A 12856-nucleotide genomic window follows, 5' to 3' on the forward strand; every position below is an offset into this window, starting at 1 on the left:
GGCGGACAACCATGGCCTGACAGACCGTGGCACGTTGCAACAAATGTAGGAGCGGATTTATCCGCGATGCGCCGCGCGGGCGGCGCGCGATCTCAATCCCCGCAAAACTCTTGAGGCGGCCCCTACCCAGAGCTACTCGATTTCGAACAACCCATTGCTCAACGGCCCCACACTCAACCGCTCACGCACATCATCATCGATCCGCGGATCATCCGGCCGGTACAGCTTCACCTGCCGGTAGGCGTTGATGCGGTTGATCTCCTCGCCCAGGTACTCCCACACCACCCGGGTACAGGCCGGGTTGCGCCGGTCGCCGCTGGAAACCCCGGTCTTGAGGCCGTTCAAGCGGGTGATGCGGCTCTTGAAGCTGGGGATGAGGATGGTCTGGCTCATCTCGTTGAGGGTCAGCGACTCGTAGTCGATCAGGAACATCCGGTCCTGCAGCTGGAAGGCGGCGCCCAAGTAGCGGCAGCGCACCTCGGCGTGCTGGTCGGTGGCGCTGGAGCGCTCCTGGCGTTCCTGGCGCTCGAACAGGAAGCTGCCGCGTTCTTCCCGCAGGTGCACCAGCGACACCAGGATGGTGCCGGGTACCGACATGCAGTTGGAATACTCGAAGTAGTAGCCACAGTAGCGCGACAGGTTGCCGGCGTGTTCGTGCAACGGCCGGAACAAGTCGCTGATCGGGTCGCTGGGCTGGTCGTTCACGCTCGACACCCGTGCCCCGATCAAACGGGAGAACTGCTCGGGCGGCAGGTTCAGCTCGTAATCCTCGACGCCGAAGAAATCGCCGATGCGCTTGAGGTTGAAAGCCGTCGGGCGGCTCTGCCCGCTGAGGTACTTGTTGAACTGCGCGCGGTTGATCGACAGCTGCCGGCAAACTTCGGAAATAGAGCGGTAGTGGCTGCAGGCCAATTTCAGATTGGTAGCGAAATGGTCGCTCATGGGCAAAATCCTGGTGACGCGAATGGCGCCATTCTAGCATCAAGTCGCATCAAGTCAGAGCAACCCGCGAAATTGTAACCACTCTTGTCATGGCCAACCATGCGCCCCAACGAATAGCGGTGCGCCTGCCGTCCGCTGGTCTTTCCATGCGAAGAATAAGAATCGAGGTCATTTTCCAATGCTCGAAGCACTCAACGATTTCCTCTCGGGGAAACTCCTCATCGTGCTGATCGTCGGTCTCGGCGGTTACTTCACCATCCGCTCGCGGTTCGTTCAGTTCCGCCATTTCGGCCACATGTTCGCCGTGTTCAAAGAGTCGCTGCGTGGCCAGGCAGGCCAGCTGAGCTCCTTCCAGGCCCTGATGCTGAGCCTTGCCGGCCGCGTGGGTGCCGGTAACATCGCCGGTGTCGGCATTGCCGTGACCCTGGGTGGCCCGGGTGCGGTGTTCTGGATGTGGGTCACGGCCCTGGTCGGCATGGCCAGCAGCTTCTTCGAATGCACCCTGGCCCAGGTCTACAAGCGCGCCGATGGCGATGGCCTGTACCGCGGCGGCCCGGCGTACTACATCCAGCACGGCCTCAAGCGCAAGAACATGGCGATCGTGTTCTCGATCCTGCTGCTGGTCACCTACGGCTTCGCCTTCATCGGCCTGCAGTCGTACACCGTGACCCACTCGCTGCAAAACGCCTTCGACTTCGACCCAAGCCACACCGGTATCGTGCTGGCAGTGCTGCTGGCCATCACCTTCCTCGGCGGCATCAAGCGCATCGCCGCAGTGTCGGACCTGCTGGTGCCGGTCAAGACCCTGGCCTACATCGGCGTGACCCTGTACGTGATCGGCACCCAGATCGAGCACGTGCCGGCCATGCTCGAAACCATCTTCAAGAGCGCCTTCGGCCTCGACCCAGCATTCGGCGGCCTGCTCGGCAGCGCCATCGTCATGGGCGTGAAGCGTGGCGTGTTCGCCAACGAAGCCGGCCTTGGCAGTGCACCCAACGTCGCCGCCGTGGCCGCCGTGAAGCACCCGGGTGCCCAGGGCGTGGTGCAGGCCTTCAGCGTGTTCCTCGACACCTTCGTGATCTGCACCTGCACCGCGCTGCTGATTTTGCTGTCGGGCTTCTACACCCCAGGCTTCGAAGGCGACGGCATCGTCCTGACCCAGAACTCGCTGGCCGCCGTGGTCGGTGACTGGGGCCGCCTGTTCGTCAGCGTGGCGCTGTCGCTGTTCGTGTTCACCTGCATCCTCTACAACTACTACCTGGGCGAAAACAGCCTGCAGTTCCTCAGCCGCAACCGCGTGGTGCTGATGGTGTTCCGCGGCCTGGTACTGGCGCTGGTGGTATGGGGCTCGATGCAGGACCTGTCGACCGTGTTCGCCTTCGCCGACATCACCATGACCTGCCTGGCGTTCGTCAACCTGATCGCCCTGGCCATGCTGTTCAAGGTCGGCCTGCGAGTGATGCGCGACTACGACGACCAGCGCAAGGCAGGCGTCGCCCAGCCCGTGTTCGACTCGGCCAAGTTCACCGACCTGGACCTGGACCGCAATGCCTGGCCTGCCAATGCACAGGTTGAACCTGCCGCAGCCAACACCACCGGCCAAGCCCAGCCGCAACGCTGATATCCTGCCTTGCCCAGCCGCCCCGTCCGCGGGCGGCTGCTTCTCTTTCGCTCACCGCTACGGATGCTTTCCATGCGTGCAGTCAAGAATCTTCTCGTCCTCTACACCGGGGGCACCATCGGCATGCTCGAAACCGCCGAGGGCCTGGCGCCCGCCGGTGGTTTCGATGCGCGCATGCGCGAGCACCTGGCCCAGCTGAGCGATGCACCGAAGGTGCCGTGGACGCTGCAGGAGCTGAACCCGCTGCTGGACAGCGCCAACATGCAGCAGCACAACTGGCTGGCCATGCGCGATGCCATCGTCGCGGCGGTGGATGCCGGCCATGACGGCGTGCTGGTGCTGCACGGCACCGACAGCCTGGCGCACAGCGCGGCGGCCCTGTCGTTCCTGTTGCTGGGCCTGCCGGTGCCGGTGCTGCTGACCGGCTCGATGCTGCCGGCCGGCGCGCCGGGCAGCGATGCCTGGGGCAACCTGTGCGGCGCCCTCGGGCAGTTCGAGGCTGGCCTGGAAGAGGGCGTGCAGCTGTACTTCCACGGCCAGCTGCTGCATGGCTGCCGCGCCTCGAAACTGCGCAGCGAAGCGTTCGACGCCTTCGCCGCGCTGCCGCGCCACCGGGAAGGCGAGCGCGCGAGCCAAGTGCCAGAGGCACTGGGTTATCGCCAGCAGCGCCAGCCGGTCAACCTGGCGGTGATGCCGGTGTACCCAGGCTTGCAGGCAGCGCACCTGCGCGGCGTGCTCGACACCGGCGTGCAAGGTTTGCTGCTGGAGTGTTATGGCAGCGGCACCGGCCCCTCGGATGACCAGGCCTTGCTCGAGGTGCTGCGCGCGGCGCGTCAGCGCGGGGTGATGCTGGTTGCCATCAGCCAGTGCCCGGAAGGGTCGGTGGTGTTCGATACCTATGCGGCAGGCAATCGGCTGCGCCAGGCAGGGTTGGTCAGCGGCGGCGGCATGACCCGTGAGGCGGCCTTGGCCAAGCTGTTTGCATTGCTGGGCGCGGGGCTGGATGTCGAAACCGCAGAGCAGTGGTTTGCCCTGGATTTGTGTGGCGAACGCGCCTGACTGAAATGGCGGAAGGCAGCGGGAGTCGAACCTGCCCGGGAACGGCTGCCGTCCCCAACCGGGTTTGAAGCCCGGCCGCGCCACCGGGCGCGATTGCCTTCCTTGTACTCAGTGCCTGGCCTGCTGCTGGGCCAGTGCGCTGTCGGCACGGATGTAACGCTGATCGGCAACCCTGCGGGTCAGGCCGATGCGGTCGAAGTATTCGAGAATCTGCACACTGCGCTTGCGACCGATGCCCAACATATCGCGAAACGCCGCCACCTGCACTATCGGCGTTGCACTGGCCTGGGCCAGCAACAGCTCTGCCATGCGCTGTAGCGTCGCTTCAGGGTAGAACAGGTCGCGCACCACCTGGTGCACCAGGCCCAGCCGCGCCAGCTTGCGCAACAACAGGCGCACATCGGCTTCGGCGCATTGCGCTTGCGCCGCCAAGGTCCTGACCCAGGGCGGATCGTATTGCCCTTCCAGCAAGCTTGACTGCAGGCGCGCCCACAAGGCGTTGTCGGCCTCGCTCAACTGCACCTTGTGATCGGGCAGGTGCAGCCACGGCCCGCTGCTGGCGATCAGCGCTTCGCCAAGTAACTCATCGAGCAAGCTGACGAACGCCGGGCGCTCCAGTGGCAAGGCGGCAAAGCGGCGCAAGCGGTCACGGTCGGGGCCGAGCTGGTCGGGCTCCTGTTCGTGGAAACGCGCCAGATGCTCAAGCACCTGGCGCTTGAGCGCCTGCCACTGGCTGTGGGCAAACAGCAACTGGCCCTGCCGCGTGGCCACCACCAACACGCCCTCGGGCAGCTGCCAGGTGTCGCGCAGGCGATTGAACTGGCGCTCCAGGCGCTGCGGGTCGAGCCCACCCGGCGCGTTGGCAAGCAGTGCCGGCAGGGCCTGCTCCAGCTCTTGGGCATCGCGCAGCACCTGCAACTGGCGCAGGCGTTCTTCGCTGCGGCGCTGGCGGCTCGGGGCAAAGGGGTCGAGCACCCTGCCGCCACCCAGCGTGCGCTGGGCACGCTGGTCGCGCAGCACCAGGCGGTCGCCGTGCACCGCCTGCAGCGGCGCGTTGAGCAGCAACTGGGCGAACATGCGCTGGCCGGCGGCCAGGGTTTCGCCTTCGAGCAACGCCACCCGGGCCGTCACATCCTGGGTGCCGAGGTGCACGTGCACGGCGCTGAAATGTTCGAAGGCGCGCAGCTCGCTTGGCAACAGGTGCAGGTCGATATCCACGCGCACGCTGGGCGCATGCAGCCATTCGGGCACCAGCCAGTCGCCACGATGCACCTGCTCCACCGCCAGGCGTTCGGCGGCGATGTTCAGCGCCACCCGCTGGCCGGCCTCGGCGACCAAAGCGGCCTGGTTTTGCGCATGCAGGCCACGCACCCGCACCGCCTTGCCGGCCTTGCCCAACAGCAAGGTATCGCCGGCACTCACGCGCCCGGCCAGGGCCGTGCCGGTTACCACCACGCCGGCACCGGTCACTGCAAAGGCGCGGTCTACCGCCAGGCGCAAGCCGCCGCGCGCGCTGCGCTGGCGAACCCGTGCCTCAGCCTCCAGCAAGGCCTGGCGCAATGCCTCGATGCCCTCCCCCGTAACACTCGACAACGCAAACTGCCGCGCCCCTGCATAGGGGCCTGGCGCCAGCAGCTCGGCCACTTGCGCCTGCACCTCGGCCAGGCGCGCCGGCGCTACCCGGTCGCACTTGCTGATGGCCACCAGCGCCTGGGGAATGCCCAGCAACTCGATGATCGCCAGGTGCTCGCGGGTCTGCGGCATCACCCCATCGTCGGCCGCCACCACCAGCAGCACCAGGTCGATGCCATGGGCACCGGCGAGCATGTTGTGGATAAAACGCTCATGGCCCGGCACATCGATGAAACCGGTCAGCGGCGCGCCTTCGCTGAGCGCGGCATAGCGGTAACCGAGGTCGATGGTCATGCCGCGCTCACGTTCTTCCTGGCGCTGGTCGCCGGCCTGGCCGGTCAGGGCCTTGAGCAGTGCGGTCTTGCCGTGGTCGATATGGCCCGCGGTACCCACGATCACTGCACCGGCCCCAGTTGCAGGGCCGGCAGTTGCGCCAGCCACTGGGCTTCGTCGTCGAGCTGGCGCAGGTCGAGCCACAAGGCGTCGTCATCGATGCGCCCGAGCACCGGCACCGGCAAGCCGCGCAAGGCCCGCTCCAGCACGTGCAGGCTGCGCCCGCGCAGTTTCTTCGACACCTGCGGGCGCAGGCACAACGCCGCGCTCGGCAGGCGCGCCACCGGCTGGCTGCCGCTGCCGATCATGCCCAGCGCAGGCTCCACGCTGACTTGCCAGGGTTCGCCAAGGTGCGCCGCAAGCTCAGGGGCCAGGCGCTCGGCCTGGGCCTGGATCTCGGCCTGGCTGCGGGTCAGCAGGCGCAGGCTGGGCAGGCGCTCGGCCAGGCGGTCGGGGTTGCGGTACAGCGCCAGCACCGCCTCGAGTGCGGCGAGGGTGATCTTGTCGACGCGCAGAGCGCGCTTGAGCGGGTTCTTCTTGATCTTGGCGATCAGGTCCTTGCGCCCGACGATGATCCCGGCTTGCGGGCCGCCTAGCAGTTTGTCGCCGCTGAAGGTAACGATGTCGGCGCCGTCGGCCAGGGCCTGGCGCACCGTTGGTTCGGCGGGCAGGCCCCAGCGGGTCAGGTCGAGCAGGCTGCCGCTGCCGAGGTCTTCGAGCAGTGGCAGCTCATGCTGGTGGGCGATGCGCGCAAGCTCGGCGGTCGCCACCTGGGTGGTGAAGCCCTGGATGCTGTAGTTGCTGCAATGCACGCGCATCAGCAGGCCGGTGCGCGGGTTGATGGCCGCTTCATAGTCGCGGGCGTGGGTGCGGTTGGTGGTGCCGATCTCGTGCAGCTTCACGCCGGCGCGGGCCATGATGTCGGGGATGCGAAACGCCCCGCCGATCTCGATCAGCTCGCCGCGGGAGATGATGCCTTCCTTGCGCGCGCCGAGGCTGTTGAGCGCCAGCAGCACGGCGGCGGCGTTGTTGTTGACCACGGTGACGGCTTCGGCGCCGGTGAGCTCGCGGATCAGGCCTTCGATCAGGTCGTCACGATCGCCGCGCTTGCCGGTGGCCAGGTCGAATTCCAGGTTGAGCGGGTAGCGCGCGGCGGTCTGCATGGCTTCGACGGCTTCCTCGGGCAGCAGGGCGCGGCCGAGGTTGGTGTGCAGCACGGTGCCGGTGAGGTTGAACACCCGGCGTACCTGGCTGCGTTGCTGGATGGCCAGGCGCTCGCCGGTGCGGCCCAGGAGGACTTCGGCGGCCAGTTCGGCGGCGCTGAGCTGGCCGCTGCGGGCCGGGTCGCGCAGGTCGTCGAGCAGTTGGCGCAGGGTGGCGAGCACGGCGTCGCGGCCGTGGCGGTCGATCAGCGGGAGGCAGGCCGGGTGGCGCAGCAGGGTGTCGATGGAGGGCAGGCGTGGGGTTTCGCTGGCGGGGGTTTGAGGCATGCAGTACTACCTTGGGCGGGGCCGTTGTCTGTTCTGGCCCTATCGCCGGCAAGCCGGCTCCCACGGGGATAGCACTGACCCTGTGGGAGCCGGCTTGCCGGCGATAGAGGCGACTCGGTGTTGCAGTGTAGACACTCAGCCACCACCGGGCGCGAGCATCAGGTTCGGTGCCAGGCGGTGGAAGCCCTCCTCGTCCAGGCGGATATCCAGGGCAAGGCTGGCCAGGTCATCGGCCAGTGGTTCGGCGGCGGCGTCGTTCTCCAAGTAGTTCTGTTTCAGGTAACTGTTGCACGCCGGGCAGCACTCGGCCCGCAACGGCGCCTTGCCCGGCGCATGGCGATCGTCTTCGAGACTGGTGTAGCGCAAATCCTTGCTCGACTCGCAATACACGCACTTCACCCGCACCACATGCCATTCGCAGGCACACAGCGAACAGGCCAGGTAACGCAGGCCATTGTGCTTGCCCCGGTTGCGCACCACCCCGGCCATCGCCGGCGAGCCGCAGGCGGGGCACTGGGCCAGGCTGCCGGCGGGCTTCAGTTCAGGCGCAGGCAGCGCCAGCAGCCAGCTCGACCAGGCCGCTTGCAAGGCGGCGCCAATGAACGGCACCAGCGCCGCCGGAACCGCATCGTACTGGCCAGCCAGCAAGGCGATGCCCCAACCCTTGCGCTGGCTGTCGTCACTTGCGCGCAGCATTTTCAGGGCTTCGCCGAGCGGGCCGTCGGGCTCATCGTCGAAGTGCCCGAGCAATGCCTGCAACCAGGCCAGCCACGCGCCTTCACGCACCAGGCTGTCAGCAGCCAGCGGCGGCAGCCCATGACTTATGCACAGGCGCTGGCGCTCCTCGGCTACCGGCAAGGCGCCAGGCGGGTTATCCACAAGCTGCTGCTGAACGTGGCACAAGCGCGCGACCAGTTTCAGGTAGCGCACCAAGGCGTTGCCCTCGGCCAGGTGCGCCAGGCGCTCGGCGCGCAGGGTGAACAGGTTGGCGGGTGGCAGGTGCAGAAACGGCGGCATCACTGCCGACGCTTCGATCTGCCCGGGTTCGAGTATCGTGCTCAAGCGCTCATCCTTCTTTACGTCCGTGATTGCTCGGCGTCTTGTCGCCGGTCACTTCGCGGTACCACAGTTCATGGTGTTTGCGCGCCCAGGCGCGGCTGACCCAGCCATGCAGCATGGCGCCGATCGAGCCCTTGATCCAGATGCCGGCGTAGATGTGCACGATGATGCTGAGGATCAGCACGAAGCCCGCCAGCGCATGGGCCAGTGCCGCCAGGCGGATCGAGCCGATGTCGAAGAAGTGGCTGAAGTACTGGCGCCAGATCACCACTCCGCTGAGCAGCAACACCAGCATGCACACCAGCAGCGTCCAGAACAGCAGCTTCTGCCCGGCGTTGTACTTGCCGATGGGGGGCACGCCGTCTTCGCGGTTGACCATCACCCGGTCGATGCGGCGCAGCCACAGGCGGTCGTTGGCGGTGATGAAGTTGGCGCGCCAGAAGCGCAGCACCAGGCCGAGGAAGAACACGAACATCGCCACGCCCATGAACGGGTGCAGGATGCGCGTCCACGGCCCGCCGCCGAACAGGTGGCTGAGCCAGAACAGCGCCGGGTGGAACAGCGCCAGCCCGGACAGCCCGGCCATGAAGAACAGGATGGCGACGATCCAGTGGTTGGTCCGCTCGTTGGCGTTGTAGCGCAGGATGGGTTTGTTGTCGTTCATGGCCGCTGCTCCCCTTGCCCGCCGGGCCGGTTCGGGTCATAGACATGGACCGACGGGTCCACCTGGTGCACGCTGTCGTCCGCAGGCGTTGGCTGCTCGTCCTCCTCCACCCGCTGCGGGCCGACGCGCACATAGTGGAAGAACCCGGCCAGCACCGCCGCGCCCATGGCCAGCAGCGCCAGCGGCTTGGTGAAGCCCTTCCACAAGCCCACCAGCGGGCTGATCACCGGCTGGTCCGGCAGGCCGGCATACAGCCTGGGGGTGTCGGCATGGTGCAGCACATACATCACGTGGGTGCCGCCGACGCCGTCGGGGTCGTACAGCCCGGCGTTGTCGTAACCGCGCGACTTGAGGTCGACGATGCGCTCGGCGGCATGCACCTTCATCTCATCCTTGCTGCCGAACACGATCGCCCCGGTCGGGCAGGTTTTCACGCAGGCCGGCTCCAGGCCCACGGTCACACGGTCCGAACACAGGGTGCACTTGTACGCCTTGTGGTCCTTCTGCGAGATGCGCGGGATGTTGAACGGGCAGCCGGTGATGCAGTAGCCGCAGCCAATGCAGTGGTCCTGGTTGAAGTCGACGATGCCGTTGGCGTGCTTGATGATCGCCCCCGGGCTCGGGCAGGCCTTCAGGCAACCTGGGTCGGCGCAGTGCATGCAGCCGTCCTTGCGGATCAGCCACTCCAGGTTGCCGTCGTCGCGCTCGTGCTCGGTGAAGCGCATCAAGGTCCAGGTCTCGGCGGTGAGGTCCTGGGGGTTGTCGTAGGTGCCGTGGTTGTGGCCGACCTCGTCACGCAGCTCGTTCCACTCCGAACACGCCACCTGGCAGGCCTTGCAGCCGATGCACTTGGTGGTGTCGATCAGCTTGGCGACTTCCTGCTGCTGGCGTACCGAGGGCGGTACGGTGGTGGTGGCCGAGCGGGCGATGATGTCTTGGCTGGCCATCAGATTTTCTCCACTTTGACGAGGAACGACTTGGACTCCGGCGTCTGCGTGTTGCCATCACCGAGGAACGGCACCAGGGTGTTGGTCAAGTAGCCGTGCCGCGTCGCGCCGGTGAAGCCCCAGTGCAGCGGGATGCCGATCTGGTGCACGGTCTGGTTGTTGACCTGCAGCGGGCGAATCCGCTTGGTCACCACCGCCACCGCCTCGATATGCCCACGCTTGCTCGACACCCGCACCCGGTCGCCGGCCTTGATGCCTTTCTCGTTGGCCAGCACCTCGCCGATTTCGACGAACTGCTCGGGCTGGGCGATGGCGTTGAGGCGGCAGTGCTTGCTCCAGAAGTGGAAGTGCTCGGTCAGCCGGTAGGTGGTCGCCGCGTAGGGGAACTCGTCGTGCGTGCCGAGGGTGTCCCACACCGAATCGAAGATCCGCCCGGCCGGATTGCTGGTGGCCTTCTTGTTCTGCGGGTGCAGCGGGTTGATGCCGATGGGCGTCTCGAACGGCTCGTAGTGCTCGGGGAACGGGCCTTCGGCCATCTTGTCGATGGCAAAGAACCGCGCCACGCCCTCGGGGTTCATGATGAACGGGTTCATCCCCGCGTCCGGCGGCGAGTCGACCTTGAAGTCGGGCACGTCGGTGCCGGTCCAGGTTTTGCCGTTCCACCACACCAGGCGCTTTTTCTCCGGGTCCCATGGCTTGCCTTGCGTGTCGCTGGAGGCGCGGTTGTAGAGGATGCGCCGGTTGGCCGGCCAGGCCCAGGCCCAGTTCTGCACCTGGTGCATGCCGAACGGGTCGCTGTTGTCACGGCGCGCCATCTGGTTGCCCTGCTCGGTCCAGCAGCCGGCGAAGATCCAGCAGCCAGAAGCCGTGCTGCCGTCGTCCTTGAGCTGGGCGAAGCCCGACAGCTGCTGCCCGCTCTTGAGCACCACACCGGTGGCGTCGCTGAGGTCGGACACGGCCCAGCCGTTCATTTCCTTGGCCAGCTCTTCGGGTGAAGGCTCATCGGGGATCTTGTACGGCCAGCTGATGTTCATCAGCGGGTCCGGGTAGGCCCCGCCCTCGGCCTGGTAGCGCTGGCGCAGGCGCAGGAACAGCTCGCTCATGATCTGCACGTCGGTGCGGGTTTCGCCCGGGCCGTCGGCGCCTTTCCAGTGCCATTGCAGCCAGCGGCTGCTGTTGACCAGCGAGCCATCCTCCTCGGCGAAACAGGTGGTGGGCAGGCGGATCACCTCGGTCTGGATGTTGGCCGTGTCGACATCGTTGAACGGCCCGGCGTTGCGCCAGAACTCGGAGGTTTCGGTGGCCAGCGGGTCCATGATCACCAGCCACTTCAACTTGCCAAGCGCGGCCGTGACGCGGTTCTTGTCCGGCAGCGCGGCGATCGGGTTGAAGCCTTGGCACATGTAGCCGTTGACCTTGCCCTGGCTCATCATCTCGAACATGCGCAGCACGTCGTAGGCCGGCACGTCGAGTTTCGGCAGCCAGTCGTAGCCCCAGTTGTTTTGCGCCGTGGCATTGGCGCCGTACCAGGCCTTCATCAGGCTGACGTGGAACTTGCCGTAGTTCTGCCAGTACGACAGTTGCCCCGGGCGCAGCGGTTTGGAGGCGCGCTTGTCGATGTAGGTGGCGTAGTCCTGCTCGGCGTCGCCGGCCAGGGTCAGGTAACCCGGCAGCGAATTCGACAGCAGGCCCAGGTCGGTCAGGCCCTGGATGTTGGAGTGCCCGCGCAGGGCGTTGACGCCACCGCCCGGCATGCCGACGTTGCCCAGCAGCAACTGCACCATCGCCGCACTGCGGATGATCTGCGCGCCGATCGAGTGCTGCGTCCAACCCAGGGCGTAGAGAATCGTCATGGTCTTGCCCGGTGCCGAGCAGGTGGCGATCTCTTCCCAGATCTTGAGCATGGCGTCCTGCGGCATGCCGCAGGTCATGCTGGCGATTTCCGGGGTGTAGCGGCTGTAGTGCTGCTTCATCAGCTGGTACACGCAGCGCGGGTGCTGCAGGCTCGGGTCGACCTTGGCGAAACCGTCCTCGCCCAGCTCGTAGCCCCAGCCCGACTTGTCGGCATACACGCGCTTGGCCTCGTCGTAGCCGCTGAACAGCCCGTCCTCGAAGCCATAGTTCTCTTTGACGATGAACGACACGTCGGTGTAGTTGCGCACGTATTCGTGCTGGATCTTGTCGTTGCTCAGCAGGTAATTGATCAGCCCGCCCATGAAGGCGATGTCGGTACCGGTACGGATCGGCGCGTAGTAGTCCGCCACCGAAGCGGTACGGGTAAACCGCGGGTCGACCACGATCAGCCGCGCCTTGTTGTGCGCCTTGGCCTCGGTCACCCACTTGAAGCCGCACGGATGCGCTTCTGCTGCGTTGCCACCCATCACCAGGACCAGATTCGCGTTGGCGATATCGGACCAGTGGTTGGTCATGGCGCCACGGCCGTACGTCGGGGCAAGACTTGCCACCGTCGGGCCGTGTCAGACACGCGCCTGGTTATCGAACCCCAGCATGCCTGTTGCGCGGATGACCTTGTGGGTCAGGTAGCCGGCTTCGCTGGAGGCAGCGGAGGCGGCGAGAAAACCGGTGGTGAGCCAACGGTTGACCGTCTGGCCCTGGGCATTCTTCTCGATGAAATTGGCGTCGCGGTCCTGCTTCATCAGGTCGGCGATGCGGTCGAGCGCTTCGTCCCATTCGACCCGCACCCACTCCTTGCTGCCTGGCTTGCGCACCTCGGGGTACTGCAGGCGGCTGGCGCTGTGGATGAAGTCGAGCAGGCCGGCGCCTTTGGGGCACAGAGTGCCGCGGTTGACCGGGTGGTCGGCGTCGCCTTCGATGTGGATGATGTTCTGTTTGACGTTCTTGCCCGCATCGCCCTGGCTGTACAGGATCAGGCCGCAGCCGACCGAACAGTAGGGGCAGGTGTTGCGGGTTTCTTTCGTATGCGCCAGCTTGAAGTGACGCACCTGCTCGGCAAACGCAGGCGTCGGGGCCATGCCCAACGCTGCCAGGCTCGAGCCTCCAAGGCCGACGGCGGCGACCTTGAAGAACTGCCGACGGTTGAGGTCCATCGTGCACTCCTGATCAGGTGGTGGACGCACGGAACATGGCC

The 12856-nt window shown here is 66.2% G+C and carries 9 protein-coding genes and 1 tRNA gene; 2 read left to right on the forward strand and 8 right to left on the reverse strand.

Annotated features, from left to right (window positions below; translation table 11 throughout):
- Positions 1-132: 132 nt before the first annotated feature.
- Entirely contained in the window at positions 133-942 is an 810-nt protein-coding gene (locus ACIPG5_RS24195; protein ID WP_401378594.1) for a helix-turn-helix domain-containing protein, read from the reverse strand.
- A gap of 178 nt (positions 943-1120) precedes the next feature.
- Here ACIPG5_RS24195 and ACIPG5_RS24200 point away from each other — a divergent pair, with 178 nt between their 5' ends.
- Together ACIPG5_RS24200 and ACIPG5_RS24205 are read left to right on the forward strand one after the other, a co-directional pair.
- The gene (locus ACIPG5_RS24200; RefSeq protein ID WP_286912002.1) at positions 1121-2563 is read left to right on the forward strand and encodes a sodium:alanine symporter family protein; all 1443 of its coding nucleotides are present in this window, start codon (positions 1121-1123) and stop codon (positions 2561-2563) included.
- 72 nt (positions 2564-2635) lie between these two features.
- Positions 2636-3622, forward strand: a complete 987-nt coding sequence (locus tag ACIPG5_RS24205; protein ID WP_401378596.1) for an asparaginase — start codon at positions 2636-2638, stop codon at positions 3620-3622.
- A 6-nt stretch (positions 3623-3628) separates the two neighbouring features.
- On the opposite strand, the gene ACIPG5_RS24210 is transcribed toward ACIPG5_RS24205, so the two are convergent.
- From ACIPG5_RS24210 to fdnG, 7 genes are all read right to left on the reverse strand, one after another.
- Positions 3629-3724: transfer RNA gene (locus ACIPG5_RS24210), tRNA-Sec, on the reverse strand.
- A gap of 6 nt (positions 3725-3730) precedes the next feature.
- Positions 3731-5653, reverse strand: a complete 1923-nt coding sequence (selB, locus tag ACIPG5_RS24215; protein WP_401378598.1) for a selenocysteine-specific translation elongation factor — start codon at positions 5651-5653, stop codon at positions 3731-3733.
- Positions 5650-7077: an L-seryl-tRNA(Sec) selenium transferase gene (selA, locus tag ACIPG5_RS24220; protein ID WP_176515271.1), complete on the reverse strand. Its 1428-nt coding sequence runs from the start codon at positions 7075-7077 to the stop codon at positions 5650-5652. Before selA ends, selB begins: the two co-directional genes overlap by 4 nt.
- A gap of 135 nt (positions 7078-7212) precedes the next feature.
- Positions 7213-8139, reverse strand: a complete 927-nt coding sequence (gene fdhE / locus ACIPG5_RS24225; RefSeq protein WP_401378600.1) for a formate dehydrogenase accessory protein FdhE — start codon at positions 8137-8139, stop codon at positions 7213-7215.
- Positions 8140-8143: 4 nt separating this feature from the next.
- Positions 8144-8800 (reverse strand): formate dehydrogenase subunit gamma, encoded by a 657-nt coding sequence (locus ACIPG5_RS24230; protein ID WP_236237286.1) that lies wholly within the window; start codon positions 8798-8800, stop codon positions 8144-8146.
- Positions 8797-9747: a formate dehydrogenase subunit beta gene (gene fdxH / locus ACIPG5_RS24235; RefSeq protein ID WP_313395278.1), complete on the reverse strand. Its 951-nt coding sequence runs from the start codon at positions 9745-9747 to the stop codon at positions 8797-8799. The genes ACIPG5_RS24230 and fdxH overlap by 4 nt, the downstream gene beginning before the upstream one ends.
- Entirely contained in the window at positions 9747-12815 is a 3069-nt protein-coding gene (fdnG, locus tag ACIPG5_RS24240; RefSeq protein ID WP_176515264.1) for a formate dehydrogenase-N subunit alpha, read from the reverse strand. The genes fdxH and fdnG overlap by 1 nt, the downstream gene beginning before the upstream one ends.
- Positions 12816-12856 lie beyond the last annotated feature (41 nt).

It is taken from the genome of Pseudomonas sp. NPDC087029 (assembly GCF_044745345.1).
Classification (GTDB): Bacteria; Pseudomonadota; Gammaproteobacteria; order Pseudomonadales; family Pseudomonadaceae; genus Aquipseudomonas; species Aquipseudomonas faucium.